This is a genomic window from Anaerococcus tetradius ATCC 35098 (assembly GCF_000159095.1).
Lineage (GTDB): Bacteria > Bacillota > Clostridia > Tissierellales > Peptoniphilaceae > Anaerococcus > Anaerococcus tetradius.
This window is the reverse complement of sequence record NZ_GG666303.1, coordinates 50893-68374: the sequence shown is the minus strand read 5'-3', so window position 1 is coordinate 68374 and position 17482 is coordinate 50893. Positions and strand designations below refer to the sequence as shown.

Below are 17482 nucleotides of genomic sequence, written 5' to 3'. Positions count from 1 at the left end.
TTCCACCCCAGCTAACCCGCTAATTTCTCCCTAATTTTATCTATTGTGCATCTATCGACCTTGGCGTAGAGAAGATAATCATCGAAAGTCTTGTATTTTCTTAATATATAATCATAGGCTTCTCTCATATTGTAAGGGCTGGTAATCCTAAATATAGAAAGCTCATCATCTTCATCATATCTTTCTATATAGCCTAGGAGGGCTGAGCTTATTTCATAATCAGCTATGATATCTGACCTTCCTACATCAGATAAGCCCATAAGAATCATAGAGATTATCCCCGTCCTATCCTTGCCTTCCTGGCAATGGAAGAGGCTTACTCCATCGTTATTTGCAAAGACTTCCATAATTTGTCTAATAGCCTTGTAGTTATCTATAAGATTTATATAGGTTCTTCCTATGCTTACTTCTTTTTTAATTATTCTTTCAATATCTTCTTTTCTAAACTCCCTATCTCCTGCCAAGGAAATATTATAATAGTCGAATTCTTCCTTGATTTTTTCGATAGAGCTAAGCTTGGGATTTATTTCCCCTTCTCTTCTTAAATCTATTATAGCTGTTACGCCAAGTTTTTTAAGATAAGCCAGATCATCATCCTTGCTATCATCTAGGCTTGCAGCTCTAATAAATTTCCCCCACTTAGTAACTTTGCCATCAAGAGTGGGTACTCCTCCCAAATCTCTAACATTCTTTACATTCCTAAGGGGGTACCTTTTCATATATTTTTCTTCCATCTATCCTTCTCTCTGTGTTTTTTCACTAGTATATAATCTTCATCCTTTAATCTTTCATAGAGTCTTTCAACCATATAAACAGACCTATGTTGGCCACCAGTACAGCCTATGGCTATATTGATAATATCCTTACCTTGTTTGTAAAATTCTGGAACCAAATTTTTAATAAGCTTACAAAGATCATCTTCAAAGGCCTTGGAGGCCTCGAAGCCATCCAGAAAATCCTTTAGTTTTTTATTAGTTCCATTTTCATCCTTTAGTTCCTTAATATAATAAGGATTTGGCAAGAATCTAACATCAAATACAAATTCAAAATTATCACTTAGGCCATATTTGAAACCAAAAGATATAAGATTTATTATAGTCTTATCTTTCTTGTAGGCTGAATCTTCTATTACTTTTTTTAGCTCGCTTATCTTGTAATTTGTAGTATCTACAAATCTATCGGCGATCTTTCTAATTGGTTTTAGCAAGTCTTTCTCTTTTTCGATTCCCTCGCTTACATTTCCATATTCACCCAAGGGATGGGGACGTCTTAGTTCATTGTATCTTTTGTAAATAGCCTCATCTGAAGAGTAGATATAGATAATTTCTGTATCTATATTAGCTTTTTTTAGTCGAAGGAGGGATTCGTATAAATCATCTGTTAGAGAATATGACCTAAAATCAATTACCACAGCCATCTTTTCTATTGGATTTTTCTGATTATTGTTAAGTTCTATAAATTTTTCTATTAGATAGGCTGGCACATTATCCATTGCATAATATCCCATGTCTTCGAAGGCCCTTAGGGCTGAAGTCTTGCCTGATCCACTAAGGCCTGTGATAATTTTAAGAATCATTAAAATTCTCCTATTAGTTTAACTTCTCTTTCTAATATAAAACCTGTTTTTTCATTTACAATTCCTGAAACTTCTTTGATAAAGGAGAGCATGTCCTTGCAAGTTGCCTTATCGACATTAATGATAAAGCCACAATGCTTTTCGCTAACTTGACAGTCTCCCTTCTTGTAGCCTCTAAGTCCACATTCATCAATTAGCTTTGAAGCGTAAGAACCTTGAGGTCTTTTGAATGTTGATCCTGCAGACTTCCTATCAAGGGGTTGTTTACTCACCCTCCTGTGGGTGAAGTCTTCATATCTTTCTCTTATCTCTTCCTTATTGCCTGCTCTTAGCTTGAAGCTTGCTTGAGAAACAATGAGATTTTCTTCAAATATTTTGGAATGTCTGTAAGAAAAGTTCATCTGATCATTGGTAAAATTGTATTCCTTGCCAGAAAAATCGAAGGCCTTTACATTTACACAAATATCCTTTATCTCTCCCCCGTAGGCTCCTGCATTCATAGCTACAGCTCCACCAATAGATCCAGGTATGCCGGATATCTCCTCCATGCCAGCAAGTCCCTTATCAATTGCAAAAAGAGCTGCTTCATTTAGGCTTGTTCCAGCATAAGCAGTAAGAATATCGCCTTCAAGCTTTATTTCATCGTAATTAGAGGAAAGAACTATAACGCAACCCCTGATACCCTTATCGCTGATTAAAAGATTTGATCCCCTGCCAATAACAGTTGTCTTAATATTTTCTCTGTGATTTATCTTTAATATATTTTTTAATTGTTCTTCATTGTTTGGTTTAATCAAAATATCAGCCTTACCGCCGATACCAAAAGTAGTGTAGTCTTTGGTTATTTCATCTGCGAGAACTTCTCCCACATTTTCCTTATCGTATATAGATTTTAAGTCCATATTCCCTCCTAAGATTCATTTAAATCTTTTTATTTCTACAAGGACTATACCATAATTAGGCTTATATAACTATGATGGAGATTCTCTATTGACTCTTGGGGAGGATAATCTTTAAATTTCTAACAAAAATATTTGTAATTTATCCTAATCTTTGGTAGAATAATAAAGATGAATAAAAGCTAGGAGGTGTAAGAATGGCAAGAGCATGTGATATCTGCGGTAAGGGAACCCAATCAGGTAAGACTGTAACTTTCTCTCACAGACAAATCAATAGAACATTTAAAGCAAATGTGCATAAAGTAAAAGCTTTAGTAGATGGAACACCTAAAACATTAAACGTATGTACTAAATGTCTAAAAAGCGGTAAAGTAGAAAAAGCATAATTGCAAAATGTTTTTTTTATTTTAAATTAAATAATTTTGTATTAAAAAGGATGAGGAATTTTCCCCATCCTATTTCTATGTTTAAATCTAATTTTTTTCTACTATAAAAAACTTAATTCTTAATGTGAGTCTTCATTAAAGATTTGATAATATTTTTCAATTTGACCCCTTATATCTTCCTTAGCAAAGATATCTGATCCTGAGACTATTTCATCACAACCGGCAGCTATTACTCTTCTAACATTTTCAGTCTTAATTCCACCGTCTATTTCGATTTTGCAAGAAAGCTTATTTTCATCTATGTACTTTCTTAAAAATTTCACCTTATCAAGACTTTCTTCCATAAAGCTTTGTCCACCAAAACCTGGCTCTACACTCATAACCAAGACTGCATCCACATATGCCAATAGGGGAAGGATTTTCTCACAAGCTGTTTTTGGTTTCAAGCTTATGCCTGCCTCAATGCCACAAGCCTTTATCTTTTTAATAGCTTCTAGGGGACTATCGCTAGCCTCATAATGGATGGTAAGCCTATCACAGCCAGCTTCCACAAATCTATCTATGTATCTTATAGGGTCAACTATCATAAGATGTGTATCGAAGAAATAATCATTTTTGTCCCTAATGTCCTTGATGATTTTAAAGGCAAAGGATATGTTTGGTACAAATAAGCCATCCATAACATCTATGTGGATCATCTTTAGTCCTGTATCTTTTGTAGCATCTAAATCCTCTTGCAATTTTGAAAAATCACAAGAAAGTATAGAAGGTGCAAGTTCTACCATTTATTCTCTCTCCTTTTTTTTACTTCCTCAAAAAGCATGAGGTAATTTTTGTATCTACCCTCATCAATCAAAGACTTCTCAAGAGCACTTTTTACAGCACAATTAGGTTCGTTGATATGATTACAATCTTTAAACTTACAAGCCTTATCCCTAAATTCCTTAAATAAATACTTTAGCTCTCTTTCATCTTCTATGAAGTCAATATCGAATGAATCGAAGCCTGGCGTATCAAAAAGGAAGGTATTATCGGCGATTTTGAAAATCTCTGTATGACGGGTTGTATTTTTCCCCCTCTTACTCTTCTCAGATATAGATCCTATTTCAACATCATGGTCTACCAAGTTGTTAAGAAAAGTAGATTTACCAACTCCACTTGCTCCTGAAACAGCCGAAGTCTTATCCTTTAATAGGTCTAATATCTCCTCTTTAGGAAAATTGCAATAGTTGTCTATGCAAACAAGCTTATAGCCAATCTTCTTGTAGATATTTGTAAAATAATCTATTTCACTTTCATCACAAAGATCGATTTTAGATAAGATTATTACGACTTCCATATGCTTGTACTCGCACATGGCTAAATATTTATCTAAGTTATAGATATTTAGCGGTGGATTTTTGATAGTTGCAAATAGAAGTATTTGGTCAATATTAGAAATATTTGGCCTTTTGATTTCATTTTTCCTCTCACAAATATCTGTTATATAGGCTTTTCCATCAGTTAAGTCGTCTATTATAACATTATCGCCTACTAGGGGCTTTATTTTTTTGACTCTAAAATTGCCCCTAGCCTTAGCCATAAATGTTTTATCATCACAAGCTACATAATATAGTTCTTTTTGTGATTTTATTATCTTTCCTTTTTTCAATTTACAGTGTACACTCCATAGCTTTCATTATCTATAAGGACTTCAAACTTGGTATTTAGGCTAGCTTGAAAGTTAAGTTGTAAGATTGATTGATCATTTAACTCATCTTTTGTATGATTTTGATCATAGAGGATATCTCCTCTTCTGTCATTATCATCAAGCTTATAAATTTTTACATTGAATCTATCCCTATCAGAACCGACACTTAATCTTAAATCTACGTTCTTTACCCTATTGGACCTGCTAGCTTCTTTTTGCTTGCTACCGCTACTAACAACTATGTCTATTTGTGAACCCTTGGCAACTTCGGTGCCCTCTGCTATGGATTGACTTATGACATGACCCTTTTCTACATCATCACTTTCCTTATAGTCAAGATTTCTTAGCTTTAGGCCGTATTGAGTGATAAGGCTAGTGGCTTGGTCTTCACTTACATCTATGAGGTTTGGCACTGTTACATTTTCAACTTTTTTTTCAGGACCAGCAGATACAACCAAGTCTACTTTGCTTCCTGCTTGTAGGGTAGTGTTTGCCCTTGGCTCTTGGCTTATTACTAGGTCTTTTTCTATATCATCACTGTATGCTGTGCTTGTACTACCAAGACTTAGTCCCATGTCTTTTAGCTTTTCTTCTGCTTCTGTTACTGTTAATTTGGAAAGGTCGGGTACTTCGACTTCTCTACCTGCACTAATTACTAAGTTTACTGTCGTTCCGACCTTTACTTTAGTGTTAGCCTCAGGGTCTTGACTCATTACCTTACCCTTATCGTATTCATCACTTTCCTCTGTCCTTGAGATATTCGCCTTGAGACCTCTCTTCTCAAGTTCCTTTACGGCCATATCTTGACTTAGATTTATAACAGCTGGAACTTCTAGGCTATCTCCCTTAGGCTTGTTTATAAAATAGAAGACTGCAGCAACTAAAACTAAGGCAAGCAGAGCAAGTGGCCAGATATTGACTTTTTTGGACTTGCTTTTTGTCTTTGGACTTTCATCAGTTGGAGAAACATAAACTGCCTCTTCAGCCTTGGCTTTTTTCTGTTTTTTCTCCTTTGCCTTTTTTTTCTTTTCCTTGGAAGGTACAACTATTGGTATCCTTGCTGTTTCATCAAGGGCCTTATTATTGCTAAAGGAATTTTGGTCTTCAAGACTTGAAATAAGTTCAGTTGCGTTCAAGAACCTATTGCCTGGTTCCTTTTCCAAAAGCTTCATTATTATATAATTTAGATGGTCAGATAAGTCATTGTTTAATTCCTTGGCAGGTCTTGGCTTATCTTGTATATGCATAACTGCTATTCCTACTGAGTTATCTGCATCAAAAGGCACCTTTCCAGTTGCCATTTCATACATCACAGCTCCTAGAGAATACAAGTCGCTTTTCTCATCGACAATCTTGCCCTTGGCTTGTTCTGGTGAAATATAATGAACTGTACCAAGAATTGATGATGTGTAGGTTATAGTTGCGTTTGATGAAACCCTTGCTATACCAAAATCTGTAACCTTGGCTAAGCCAAACTTATCTATCAAGATATTTTGTGGCTTAATATCCCTATGGATAATGCCTGAAGCATGGGCTGATTTAAGGGCTTGTGCTATTTGAACAGAATAATCAATTATATCGTGATTTGAAAGATGGCCCTCGCTATCTATAAGATCTTTGAGAGTTTCTCCTTCGACATATTCCATCACTATATAGTATATTTTTCTACCTTCTAATAGGTCTTGACCTATATCGTAAACATTTACAATATTTATATGATTTAGTTTGGCAGCTGATTGGGCTTCATTGTTGAATTTCTTTAGAAATTCCTCATCTTCAGCATATTGTTCCTTTAAAACCTTGATGGCTACGAATCTATCCAAGAGCCTATCTTTTGCCTTATAGACCTTGGCCATACCGCCTATACCAATCTGCTCTATAATCTCGTACCTATTGTCCAAAATTATCTTTTCCATATTACCCCTTATATCAAAATGGTTGTGACAGTTATATTGTCACGACCACCCTTATTTAGTGCTAGCTCGATGAGTTTTGATGAGATTTCGTAAGCATCATCATTGTCATCTACAACTTTTGTTATCTCTTCATCACTAAGTTCATTTGATAGACCATCTGTAAACATCAATACTACATCCCCATCTTTCATAGAAAAAGTAGAGCTTTCAGGTTCTATCTCCTTTTCAGTACCGACAGCCTTGGTAATGGCGGACCTATTGATAAAGTTTTTGGCCTCATCTTCTGTAAGAGAGCCTGTATCTATTAAGTCATTAATTAGTGAATGATCACGAGTTTTTAGACTTAGTTTCTTATCTTGATAGATATAGATTCTAGAATCGCCGACATGGCTTATATGATAAGTTCTGTTTTTTTCATCTATAACCATGCAGACAACCGTAGTCCCCATCCTAAGCCCTTCACTATCATCTGATAGACAATAGATTTTCTCATTGGCATACTTTATGGCGTCTTCTTGGAGGATACTTAGTGAAGGATAGTCATTTATCTTTGCATTTTCAACAAAGTCTATATAGGATTTACTTGCAAGTTTACTTGCAACTTCTCCCCTGCTATGACCTCCCATCCCATCAGCGACAATAAAAAAGTCTAAATCGCCAAGAGAGGTATTAGCGTAGGCATCCTCGTTTTCTTGCCTCACTTTTCCAATATTCGATATTGTACTAAATTTCATGCTCACCTCGCATAATTGTTTCTAAGCTGACCACAAGAAGCATCAATATCCGATCCCATTGATCTTCTTATGGTTGCATTAAGCTTTCTTTTAACTAACTTATCCCTAAATTCTGTCAAAGCCGAACTTTTTGGCCTATTATAGGCAAACTCTTCTATGGGATTTAGGGGAATAAGGTTGATGTGGACATTTTTATTTTTTAGTAATGAATAAAGATTGTCTACATCACTATCTGTATTATTAACTCCGTCTATTACAACATACTCAAAGCTCACTCGCCTTTTAGTCTTTGCCAAATAATAATCTGTTGCTTCAAGCAAGTCTTCTATCTTGTATTTGTTGGCAACTGGCATAAATTTCTGCCTTTTCTTATCATTGGCATAGTGAAGGCTTAGGGCAAGATTTACATCAAGCTTACTATCAGCAAGTTTTCTAATCATTGGAGCAAGACCTGATGTTGAAAGGGTAATTGATCTGTGAGATAAGTCTCTTCCATCAGCATTGGTTATAAGGTCTATAAACTTAACAATATTATCATAATTATCTAGGGGTTCGCCTATACCCATGATTACTATATTATTTATCTCTCCATTGATTCTTTCAAGCTCATATACTTCTTCAATAAGTTCTCCTGCTGTAAGATTTCTTACAAGTCCATTTTTAGTTGAGGCGCAAAATTTACAACCCATCCTACAACCTACCTGAGATGATATGCAGATGGTTTTTCTCTTGTCATAGTCCATAAAAACTGCCTCAATTATATTTCCATCATCTAAGGAAAATAAATATTTTTTTGTAGAGTCAAGCTTGGAAACAAATTCTTTTAATAATTTCATCTTTGGAAAAGCATAGTTTTCCCCTAATTTTTCTCTCATTTCCTTCGATAGGTCAGTCATCTTATCAAAGTCATTTATTCTTTTTACATGAATTTGCCTATAGACTTGCTTGGCCCTGAATTTCTGGTAGCCTTCCTTGATAAATATAGACTCGATTTCTTTTATAGACTTGTCATTTAGTGTTTTCGTCATAATTTTTCTTCTTAAATTTACTTATAAAAAATCCATCTGTTTTATCTTCAAAACAAACAAATTCTATGTAATCTTTGCCTTCTACCTGTACAAGTTCCAATTGGTCATGGCCTTTTAGATAGTTAAAGTTATCTAGGTTTTCGATTGGCCCTAGGGTGCAAGTAGAATAAACAAGCTCTCCACCATCCTTTAAGTATCTTATGGAAGTGTCCAAAATTTCCCTTTGAAGGATGCTCAGAGTCCTTATATCATCAAGACTCCTATTGTATCTTATCTCGGGTTTTCTCGCCATGACTCCAAGGCCTGAGCATGGAGCATCGACTAGAATATAGTCAAAGCTTTTTTCGTATTCTTTGTTAAATACACTTCCATCGAAGCTTTTTATCTCGATGTTTGTGAGAGCCAAACGCTCGATATTTTCCTTGATAAGACAAAGCTTGTTTGTGGAAATATCGTTCGCTATTATTTTACCAGTATTTGACGTATATTCAGCCAGATAGGAAGTCTTTGTTCCTGGGGCTGCACAAATATCTAAAATCCTAGAATTTCTCTTAGGATTAAGAACTTCAACTGTCTTCATACTCGCTTCCTGCTGGATGGTAAAAAGCCCCTCTTTAAACTCAAGGCTATTTGCAAGGCCAGATGGGTTGTGGATTATAAGTGCCCTATCGCTAATTTTTGATAGGCTTAGTTCATAACCCAAAGCTTCTAGTCGTTTTTTAAGGCTTTCCCTATCAGTCTTTAGGGAATTTACCCTAATAGAAAGGCGGGCCTCATCATTAGTATATCTTAGGAAATTTTTAGTATAAGCCATGCCATAGTTATCATAAATATATCTACTTATTTCTTCTGGCATAGAATATCTGATTGATAGGGCTTTGATATCGTCATTGATATATATTTTTGCTAGGTCCTCTTCATTTCTTATGAAATTTCTAAGGATAGCATTAACAAAATTTGCCGAACGCTTGTTCTTCTTTTTGCATAATTCAACAAGTTTATCAACTATTGCATAGTCCTTAGTTGCTAGGAAGTGGATGTTATAAAGTCCCATTTCTAGAATAGTTAGGACATTTTTGTGAATTTTTTTAATTTTTACCTTCGATAATTTGCCAATCATATAATCTAGGTAGATTTTATTTTCAAGTACACCATAGATTAACTTAGTCGCATAGGCAAGTCCTTGGACTTTTTTGGCTAGATAGTTAATCTCATCGTTACTTTTCTTATCTTCATAGATTATATTTACAAGGCTATTACAAATTAATTCTAAATCATTCATTTTCTAGACTAATCTTTTCCTTGAAGCTATTGCCCATCAAGAAAGCCTTGACATCCATGGCCTTTTTGCCAGGAAATTGAATTTTCTTTAGCCTTATGGCACCATCTTTTGTACCTATTACTATGCCTGCTTTAGCATTTGCTTCGTAAACATAGGCTGGTCTTTGTTCAAAGCCTGTCGCAATTTCTGCATCGTAGACCTTGATGTTTTTATCTTCATAGGAAAAATAGCTATTCGGATACTCTACAAAGGCTCGAATTTGGTTTATAATTTCAGCTGATGACTTATTCCAGTCAATCTTTCCCATCTCCTTTGTAATTTTTGTACAGAAAGTTGCCTTGCTGGCGTCTTGTTTTCTCCTATTTTCGTAAAGCCTATCATAATTTAGGATACTTTCCCTTACTGCCTTTGAGCCAATTTCACTTAGCTTTTCTTCCAAGCTTGTGTAATTATCATCATCCTTTATTTCAACTTCTTCTTGGATAAGGATATCACCAGAATCCATACCCTTTTCTATAAGCATGGTTGTTGCCGCAGTTATTTTATCTCCATTTAAGAGAGTAAATTGCATAGGACTTGCCCCCCTATAAAGAGGAAGAAGGGAAGGATGAAGATTGATTATCCTATCCTCATAAGCTTCTAATAAGTCCTTACCTATTAGCTGACCAAAAGCTACGACTACTATGAAGTCAATATCTAAGTCTTTTAGGCTTTCTACAAACTCCTTGGTATTTACAGTCTTTGGACAAACAACTTCGATTCCTTTTTCTTGGGCATATTTTTTAATCTCAGTTGGTGTAACTTTTCCCCTATTTCTCTTCTTGTCAGGGGAGCTTACGACTAGTTTTACATCTATATTTTCATCATTATAAAGAATATCCAAAGTCTGCACCGCAAACTTTGGATTGCCCATAAAACATATATTAATCATTTTCTGTATCGTATTTAACCTCTTCGATTGCCTTATCCCTAAACAAAATACCATTAAGATGGTCTATCTCGTGAGATAAGATTTCAGCTGGAAAACCATGGGCATCCCAAATCTTTTCCTCGCCATTTTCATTCAAATATTTTACTTTTACATGCTCTGGTCTTTTTACAGTAGCATTAAAATTAGGTATCGAAAGACAACCTTCGATTCCCACTTGCTCTCCATCTTCTTCTATTATTTCAGGATTTACTAATTTGATTAGTCCTGTACTATCATCATGTGGATCAACCACGATTATTCTTTTTAATATTCCAACTTGAGGAGCAGCAAGTCCGACACCATCAGCTTCATACATGGTATCAGCCATGTCATCAAGCAAAACTTTTATTCTATCAGTAATTTCAGGGACATTTCTCGAAATTTTTCTTAAAATAGGATCCCCTTCTTTTCTTATATTTCTAATTGCCATACTTCCTCCTTATCTAATTTATTGTACTTTTGCAAAGCTTATTTTCAATTATTTGCAAAGTCTATTGAGTATATCTTGCTTTTTCCATTATCCCCAATAGTTACTCCATGAATCCTCTCAGCCAATTGCATGGTCGTTTGCCTGTGAGTTATCATTATAAACTGGGTTTTGTCAGATAAGCTTTTTAAGTATTCTATATATCTTTTGATATTTGTTTCATCCAAGGCCGCATCAATCTCATCGAGGATGGCAAAGGGTGCAGGATTGGTCTCGAATATTGCAAAGAGCAAGGCTACAGCAGTAAGAGATTTCTCCCCACCTGATAGGAGGGAAATGGACTTTAGGGATTTAGATGGAGGTCTTGCCTCTATTTCAATTCCCGCATTTAAGCTATCATCACTATCGAGTATTAGCTTGGCATCGCCACCTATAAAGAGGGTCTTAAATATCCTCATAAATTTATCATTGATAATGTTAAAGTTTTTGATGAACTCTTCCTTCATTTCTTTTTCGAGCTTTTGGATCATCTTTTCTATATCAGCCTTAGAGTTGATCAAGTCTTTCATTTGCTTATCCAGAAAATCAAAGGCCTCATTCGCCTCTTTGTAATTTTCTAGGGAGTTTTCATCAAAAAATCCAATTGAGTTGAGTTTTCTTTGAATTTCTATAAGAGATGTTTTATTTGTCTTTACCGGCTCCTTATCCTTAAACTTTTCTTCTAAGTTATCTAAACTCATGCTAATAAAGGGCTTTACTTCATCAACAATTGAATTATATTTAGAATTTATGGAGCTTAGCTCATAGTCGAGTTTCACCTTTTCTAGATTGAAATTTTTTATCTTCTCATCAAGGGCCTTGTCCCTATCAACCATATTAGCATTTTCCAAGGTCATAGAGTCAAGTTTTTTGATACTTTCCTTAAGGCCTTCTTCTTCCTTAGCCATGTTCGTCCTAGAAAATTCTATTATTTTTCTTAGCTTATCATCATTTTCTTTAAGCTCTGCTATGGAATTTTCAATTTCTTTTCTTAGTTTAATTTCTAATCTATCAGAATTATCTAGGTCATTTAGCGTATTTCTGAGCTTGTTTGTTGAATTTAGCAAGAGATTTATGTCACGTTTTATTATCTCTATAGTATTTTCAAGTCTTATTATCTCATCTTCGCAATCTCTAAGCAAGGCTTCTTTTTCGCTTAGGCTTTCTTCTTTGTCTGAAATTTCCTTCTTTAGCTTATCAAGCCTAGACCTAAGTTCATTAATATCAAGCTTATCTTGTAAGGATACATAGCCTTCATCTTCTTCTCCTAGCTCTTTAATCCTCACTTGTATATTTGCTAACCTTAAATCAAGAGATTCTAGCTTAGATTTTCTCAATCTCCTCTCTTCTTCCTTTAGGTCAAAGTCCTTTCTAGCAAGGTCAATTTCTTCTTCATTCCTACTTACAGCTTCCATAAGGTCTTTGTAGGAATTGCTATAGCTGTCTTTCTTATTTCTCAAAGTTAAAATAAGTTCTTTTAGGTCATCTAATTTCTTATTTCTATTTAGTAGATTTGTATTTTTCTTCCTATTCTTATCATTACCAGCAACCATGGACCCCCAAGTGTTAATTATGTCGAGATTCATGCTTATAATCCTATAGCCCTTTAGCTTATTAGAAAGACTTACCGCCTTGTCGATATCTGATACTACTACTGTTGAGCCTAGGAAGTGGTCAATAATATTAGCTAGATTGTCTGGTGCTTCTATCAAATCATAGGCCATAGCAATCACTTCTTCTTCATCTGGCCTCTCCTTCTTAAAAGATTTTATGGAATCAATAGGTAGGAAGGTTATTCTACCAAGCTTCATCTTATTTACGAAGTTAATAAGATCTCTTGTATCAGCCTTATTTTTCGTTACAATGTTTTGGAGACTCGCTCCCATAAGATTATCAATTACATCCTCATAGCCCTCTTTTACACTAATAAGATTTGCTAGAGAATCTAGGTAGAGTTTATCCAGACCATTTTCCTTAGTCTTGTTAAGGAAATCTTGGATTGAATAAATATAGCCCCTATTTTTATCTATATTTTCCTTTTGAAGCTTGAACTCAGATATGGAAGTCTTTAATTTTATATTGTTATCATTATTATCTTTGATAAGCTCTTCCAAGTCACTTTTCTTTTTACTTAGCTCTTCTGCCTTAGCTTTGAGCCTTTGGGCAAAGTCTTTTCTATCCTTATCATCGGAGATAATTTCTTGGTCGAGCTTTTGCCTTTCCATATTTAGATTCTTATGCTCATCTTCTAATTTTTTCAGCTTCTCAAGCCTTTTCTTATCTTCTTCAGCCTTTTTTTGGTCAAATAGGGCCTTGGACTTTTGGTCGACCTCATAATTGTAGATTTCTTCTTTTAGCTTTTCTAGCTTTAGTTCTTCTTCATTCTTTAGGCTTTTAAGTTTTTCTATCTCAACTCTTAGGCCCTCTATATTATTTTCATTTAACTTACTCTTATCTTCGCTGTCCTTTAATTTTTCCTTATAGGCTAAAAGATTAGCTTCTTCTTTTTCTAAATCCTTTTTAACCTTAGCTCGCCTATCTTCATTTGACTTGATATTTTCCAAAAGCCTGGTCATATCTTTATTATTATAGGCAGATTTTTCCTTATTTAGGAGAAGCTTATTTTCCGATTTTTCTATATCTTTTGTGTATTTATCAATATTTTCTCGGATGATTTTTATTTTTTCTTCGAGACTTTCTTGATTTTTCTTGTAGGGACTGAGCTTTTTTCTTATTTCATCAAGCTCACTTGTCGATGCAGTTAATTCTTGGTCAAGTTTTTCGATTTTACCAAGAAGCTTTTCCTTCTTATCTAGAAGACTTCTCGACTTATCTTTCATATAAAAATATGATTTTTCATCTAATTCTTCAGTTAAAGCCTTGTTTTTAAGGAAGTTATCCTTGTAGCCACTAAGAAGGGCCAAGTCCTTTTTCTTGTATTCCCATTCCCTGTCGATTATTTCCAAATCATCAGTAACTTTTTCTAGTTTTTTATTTGCCTCATCTCTCCTAAATTTATGCTTGGCTATACCGCTAGCTTCCTCGAAGATATTTCTCCTATCCTTGGCTGATGATGAAATAATCTCTTCGATTCTACCCTGGGAGATGATGGAATAACCTTCCTTACCGACTCCTGTATCTAGGAATAATTCTCTTACATCCTTTAGTCTAACCTTCTTGCCATTAATCCTATACTCGTTGTCTCCATCTCTAAAGATACGCCTTGAGATTTTGACCTTATCATAGGCAAGATCAAGTGCCTTATCTTCATTGGAAAAATTTAGATTTACCTCTGCCAGATTTAAGGACTTAGAATTTTCTCCGCCTTGAAAAATTACATCATTCATCTTTGCCCCACGCAAGGACTTGGCGGATTGCTCACCCAAGACCCATCTTATGGCATCCGAAATATTACTCTTTCCAGATCCATTAGGACCAACAACAGCAGTAATTTGTTCGTCAAATTCAATTTTCGTCCTATCAGCAAAGGACTTAAAGCCCTTTAGTTCAATACTTTCTAATCTAATACTAAATCACCACCGTAAGTTTTCTTCACATAAGATTTTATGAAACTAGCCATATCAAGTTGGATTTTCTTATCCTTATTTTCAATAAAGTCATCCTTGTCAGAAACAAAGGACATAACTATCCCATATTTATCGTAAAAATATTTCTTGTTTATCTTTTTATTTCCTGCTATGATGGAAATATTCCTAGAAGATGTGTGAATTGCAAGCTCTCCTTCAAGCTTTTCTTTTCCTATCAACTCTTCGAGATATTTCTTATAGATATAGCCTTCAACCAATTGTCTAATGGCAGGATGGAAGGGTCCTGCTACTACATCTTCTTTATCATTTATATTTTCTGTAGTCTGTAGGCCAATCCTTATAACATCAATATCTTTGGCCCTATAAATCATATATATTTCTGCTGACAAGCTAACAGCCCTATCAAGGTCTAAGGGCTTATAGATGCCAGCCTGATAGAGCTTTTCAAGTTTTGTATCCTTTATAACAAGTGTCGGATATATCCTCACCATATCTGGCTTCATATTTGCAGATTTTATGGCCGTTTGGATAGACTTATCCTTTGTATCCCTAAATAAGCCCGGCATTACTTGATGACCTAGACTAAAGCCAAAAGACTTTATTAGCTCACTTGCCATAAGAGAGTCATCGACTGAATGCCCCCTCTCATTAGCATCTAAAATTTCCTGATCAAGAGATTGGATGCCAAGTTCTATAATATCCACCTGGTAGGCCTTTAGTATTTCTAGAATAGAATTATTTATATAATCAGGTCTTGTCGATAATCTGATTCTATCAATAATTCCCTTCTCTTTGTACTCCTTGGCGATAGAAAGATATCCCTTCATGACATCCTCATCAAGACCTGTAAAGGAGCCTCCGAAAAATGCAAGTTCTGTAGCCTTGGCTTGGGGAAAGTAAGATAAATTTTTTTCGATTTCAGCAATTATTTTTTCCCTATCAAGCTTATCCTTAAAGTTTGTAATCTTTAGCTGATTGCAAAAGGCACAATCGTGAGGACAACCTAAAAAAGGAATAAATATTGGTATTATATATTCTTTCTTAGCCATTTTTTTTGTTAATTTTCTCGAAGGCAGCCTTGGCAGCCATTTGTTCTGCTTGCTTCTTGTTTTTTCCAACACCATAAGCTAAGATTTTGTTGCCTAACTTAACAGCCATGGTAAAGGTCTTGGAGTGTTCTGGGCCTTCTTCCTTAGTTAATTCGTATTTTAATATTTTTTTATCCTTAGCATTGTGGTATTCTTGAAGTTTAGTCTTATAATCATTAAAAATCGAATCATCATTGATTACATGCAAGGCTTCAGCCTTATAATTTGTCACAAGGAAATTGAACAAATTTTCATAAGAACTATCTAAATAGATGGCAGCACAGACTGCTTCGAAAGTATCTGCCTTTACATGCTTTTTTAGTTCTCCTCCACCTTGTTTTTCACCATTGCCAAAATTTAGATATGAAGACATCTGAAATTTTTCGCAAGCCTTGGCAAAAGAAGAAGTGCAGACTAGCCTTGACCTTGTTTTGGTTAGCCAGCCTTCTGGTTTTTGTGAATAATTCTTAAAAAGAATCTCACTAACTATCATATCAAGGATTGAATCACCCAAAAACTCTAGTCTTTCGTTGCTTTTCTTTTTGCCCTTAACCTCGTTAGTATAAGACGAATGAGTAAAGGCTACATCTATCAATTCCTTGTCATTGAAGCTGTAGCCGATTTTTTCCTCAAATTCTTCAATTTTTTTTAGTCTATCTTTAGAAATAGCCATTAATTCTTGCTCTCAATTAAACTTACTATATCAGCGAGAGTTTCAATCTCGTCTAATTCTTCATCAGAAAATTCTATTGAAAACTCATCCTCAAGTACCATTATGAAATCCACAAGGTCGATGGAATCAATATCTAAATCAGAAATCTTGCTATCAAAATCAATCTCTTCTGGGTTGATATCAAGGTGTTCTATAGCCAATTCTTTTAATCTTTCTCTAATCAAATCAGTTCTCCTTCTATCTTTTCAATAACTTTCTTGTCTATATAATCCATTAATCCTAGCAAAGCATTAGAAATAGCAAGCTCGTTGGCGTTTCCGTGGGCCTTGTAGACATAGGCCTGAACCCCTAAAAGAGGTGCTCCTCCAACTTCGTCTGCCGAATACTTATTAAACATAGCTTTTAGGTCCTTCTTTAAGATTCCTGCAGCAAGTTTATTTAATAAAGACTTATAAAATACGTCCTTCATCTGACCTGCTAATAATTTTAGAACCCCTTCTGCAGTTTTTATTGCAATATTCCCATCAAAGCCGTCAGCTAGTACGACATTGACCTTTCCTGTTAATAGGTCCCTTGCTTCGATATTTCCTACAAAATTCATATTTGCTTCTTTAAGGAGGACGTAAGTTTCCTTAGTTAATTTATTGCCCTTATGCTCCTCGACTCCTACATTTAGAAGGCCAATCTTTGGATTTTCTATAGCAAGCACATTTTCTAGATATACTTTACCCATTAATCCGAATTCTTCCAAAAATTCTTTCTTGCAGTCCATATTAGCTCCTGTATCCATCAAAAGAGTCGTTCCCTCTAGAGTTGGAAGGCTTGTTGCAAGGCAGGCCCTGTCGATTCCCTTTATTCTTTTAGCTATAAAGAGTCCTCCTGCAAGCAGAGCTCCGGTCGATCCTGCTGAAAGAATGCCATCATAAGCTTCTTCTTTGGCTTTTTCGAATGCAATAACTATTGAAGCATCTTTTTTCCTTCTAATAGCCCTAGCTGGATCTTCATCGTTAGAAATAAATTCGTCTGTATGGATTATTTCGTAGTCAGAAATTCTTCCTGCTATTAGCTTTTCTATTTTTTCTTTGTTGCCTATAAAAACTGGAGTGAAATCTCTTTTTTCTTTGCAAAGGATGGCTCCGTCAACTAGAACCTTCTCACCCTGGTCTGCACCGTAAGTATCTATAAGTATTTTCATATCTTCCTTCTTTAAATTATTATATTAAAAA

At 35.0% G+C, this 17482-nt stretch carries 17 protein-coding genes; 1 reads left to right on the top strand and 16 read right to left on the bottom strand.

Going from position 1 to position 17482, the window contains the following annotated elements:
- Positions 1-11: 11 nt before the first annotated feature.
- From HMPREF0077_RS09010 to murB, 3 genes are read right to left on the bottom strand one after another with little or no spacing between them, the layout of a single operon-like run.
- A complete protein-coding gene (locus HMPREF0077_RS09010) occupies positions 12-734 on the bottom strand; it encodes a tyrosine-protein phosphatase (protein WP_004837703.1) in 723 nt (240 codons plus the stop codon).
- Positions 716-1576, bottom strand: coding sequence for an RNase adapter RapZ (gene rapZ, locus HMPREF0077_RS09005; protein ID WP_004837702.1), 861 nt, complete (start codon positions 1574-1576; stop codon positions 716-718). Before rapZ ends, HMPREF0077_RS09010 begins: the two co-directional genes overlap by 19 nt.
- Positions 1576-2478, bottom strand: a complete 903-nt coding sequence (gene murB, locus HMPREF0077_RS09000; RefSeq protein WP_004837701.1) for a UDP-N-acetylmuramate dehydrogenase — start codon at positions 2476-2478, stop codon at positions 1576-1578. Before murB ends, rapZ begins: the two co-directional genes overlap by 1 nt.
- 194 nt (positions 2479-2672) lie before the next feature.
- Here murB and rpmB point away from each other — a divergent pair, with 194 nt between their 5' ends.
- The gene (rpmB, locus tag HMPREF0077_RS08995) at positions 2673-2861 is read left to right on the top strand and encodes a 50S ribosomal protein L28 (protein WP_004837700.1); all 189 of its coding nucleotides are present in this window, start codon (positions 2673-2675) and stop codon (positions 2859-2861) included.
- A 119-nt stretch (positions 2862-2980) separates the two neighbouring features.
- Here the strand turns inward: rpmB and rpe are convergent, their stop codons facing one another.
- From rpe to plsX, 13 genes are read right to left on the bottom strand one after another with little or no spacing between them, the layout of a single operon-like run.
- Positions 2981-3646: a ribulose-phosphate 3-epimerase gene (gene rpe / locus HMPREF0077_RS08990; protein ID WP_004837699.1), complete on the bottom strand. Its 666-nt coding sequence runs from the start codon at positions 3644-3646 to the stop codon at positions 2981-2983.
- Entirely contained in the window at positions 3640-4512 is an 873-nt protein-coding gene (gene rsgA / locus HMPREF0077_RS08985; RefSeq protein ID WP_004837698.1) for a ribosome small subunit-dependent GTPase A, read from the bottom strand. The genes rpe and rsgA overlap by 7 nt, the downstream gene beginning before the upstream one ends.
- Positions 4509-6467 carry a Stk1 family PASTA domain-containing Ser/Thr kinase gene (pknB, locus tag HMPREF0077_RS08980; protein WP_004837697.1) on the bottom strand — a complete coding sequence of 653 codons (1959 nt, stop codon included), beginning with the start codon at positions 6465-6467 and terminating at the stop codon, positions 4509-4511. The genes rsgA and pknB overlap by 4 nt, the downstream gene beginning before the upstream one ends.
- An 8-nt stretch (positions 6468-6475) precedes the next feature.
- On the bottom strand, positions 6476-7201 hold the full coding sequence (locus HMPREF0077_RS08975; protein WP_004837696.1) for a Stp1/IreP family PP2C-type Ser/Thr phosphatase: 726 nt from the start codon (positions 7199-7201) through the stop codon (positions 6476-6478).
- 2 nt (positions 7202-7203) lie between these two features.
- A complete protein-coding gene (gene rlmN, locus HMPREF0077_RS08970) occupies positions 7204-8229 on the bottom strand; it encodes a dual-specificity RNA methyltransferase RlmN (RefSeq protein ID WP_004837695.1) in 1026 nt (341 codons plus the stop codon).
- Positions 8210-9511 (bottom strand): 16S rRNA (cytosine(967)-C(5))-methyltransferase RsmB, encoded by a 1302-nt coding sequence (gene rsmB, locus HMPREF0077_RS08965; RefSeq protein ID WP_004837694.1) that lies wholly within the window; start codon positions 9509-9511, stop codon positions 8210-8212. The genes rlmN and rsmB overlap by 20 nt, the downstream gene beginning before the upstream one ends.
- On the bottom strand, positions 9504-10442 hold the full coding sequence (gene fmt, locus HMPREF0077_RS08960; protein ID WP_004837693.1) for a methionyl-tRNA formyltransferase: 939 nt from the start codon (positions 10440-10442) through the stop codon (positions 9504-9506). The genes rsmB and fmt overlap by 8 nt, the downstream gene beginning before the upstream one ends.
- Positions 10435-10911 (bottom strand): peptide deformylase, encoded by a 477-nt coding sequence (def, locus tag HMPREF0077_RS08955; RefSeq protein WP_004837692.1) that lies wholly within the window; start codon positions 10909-10911, stop codon positions 10435-10437. Before def ends, fmt begins: the two co-directional genes overlap by 8 nt.
- 44 nt (positions 10912-10955) lie before the next feature.
- A complete protein-coding gene (gene smc, locus HMPREF0077_RS08950; RefSeq protein ID WP_040349683.1) occupies positions 10956-14474 on the bottom strand; it encodes a chromosome segregation protein SMC in 3519 nt (1172 codons plus the stop codon).
- Positions 14465-15544: an elongator complex protein 3 gene (locus HMPREF0077_RS08945; protein WP_004837690.1), complete on the bottom strand. Its 1080-nt coding sequence runs from the start codon at positions 15542-15544 to the stop codon at positions 14465-14467. Before HMPREF0077_RS08945 ends, smc begins: the two co-directional genes overlap by 10 nt.
- Complete coding sequence (gene rnc, locus HMPREF0077_RS08940) at positions 15537-16256, bottom strand: ribonuclease III (protein WP_004837689.1); 720 nt, start codon at positions 16254-16256, stop codon at positions 15537-15539. The genes HMPREF0077_RS08945 and rnc overlap by 8 nt, the downstream gene beginning before the upstream one ends.
- The gene (locus HMPREF0077_RS08935) at positions 16256-16480 is read right to left on the bottom strand and encodes an acyl carrier protein (protein ID WP_004837688.1); all 225 of its coding nucleotides are present in this window, start codon (positions 16478-16480) and stop codon (positions 16256-16258) included. Before HMPREF0077_RS08935 ends, rnc begins: the two co-directional genes overlap by 1 nt.
- Positions 16477-17451 (bottom strand): phosphate acyltransferase PlsX, encoded by a 975-nt coding sequence (gene plsX / locus HMPREF0077_RS08930; RefSeq protein WP_004837687.1) that lies wholly within the window; start codon positions 17449-17451, stop codon positions 16477-16479. The genes HMPREF0077_RS08935 and plsX overlap by 4 nt, the downstream gene beginning before the upstream one ends.
- Positions 17452-17482: the final 31 nt, after the last annotated feature.

Coding starts and splice junctions, on each gene's coding strand:
- rlmN (WP_004837695.1), bottom strand. CDS start 8,229: ATGACGAAAACACTAAATGACAAGTCTATAAAAGAAATCGAGTCTATA.
- def (WP_004837692.1), bottom strand. CDS start 10,911: ATGGCAATTAGAAATATAAGAAAAGAAGGGGATCCTATTTTAAGAAAA.
- rpe (WP_004837699.1), bottom strand. CDS start 3,646: ATGGTAGAACTTGCACCTTCTATACTTTCTTGTGATTTTTCAAAATTG.
- HMPREF0077_RS09010 (WP_004837703.1), bottom strand. CDS start 734: ATGGAAGAAAAATATATGAAAAGGTACCCCCTTAGGAATGTAAAGAAT.
- murB (WP_004837701.1), bottom strand. CDS start 2,478: ATGGACTTAAAATCTATATACGATAAGGAAAATGTGGGAGAAGTTCTC.
- plsX (WP_004837687.1), bottom strand. CDS start 17,451: ATGAAAATACTTATAGATACTTACGGTGCAGACCAGGGTGAGAAGGTT.
- HMPREF0077_RS08975 (WP_004837696.1), bottom strand. CDS start 7,201: ATGAAATTTAGTACAATATCGAATATTGGAAAAGTGAGGCAAGAAAAC.
- HMPREF0077_RS08945 (WP_004837690.1), bottom strand. CDS start 15,544: ATGGCTAAGAAAGAATATATAATACCAATATTTATTCCTTTTTTAGGT.
- rnc (WP_004837689.1), bottom strand. CDS start 16,256: ATGGCTATTTCTAAAGATAGACTAAAAAAAATTGAAGAATTTGAGGAA.
- fmt (WP_004837693.1), bottom strand. CDS start 10,442: ATGATTAATATATGTTTTATGGGCAATCCAAAGTTTGCGGTGCAGACT.
- rapZ (WP_004837702.1), bottom strand. CDS start 1,576: ATGATTCTTAAAATTATCACAGGCCTTAGTGGATCAGGCAAGACTTCA.
- rsmB (WP_004837694.1), bottom strand. CDS start 9,511: ATGAATGATTTAGAATTAATTTGTAATAGCCTTGTAAATATAATCTAT.
- rpmB (WP_004837700.1), top strand. CDS start 2,673: ATGGCAAGAGCATGTGATATCTGCGGTAAGGGAACCCAATCAGGTAAG.
- pknB (WP_004837697.1), bottom strand. CDS start 6,467: ATGGAAAAGATAATTTTGGACAATAGGTACGAGATTATAGAGCAGATT.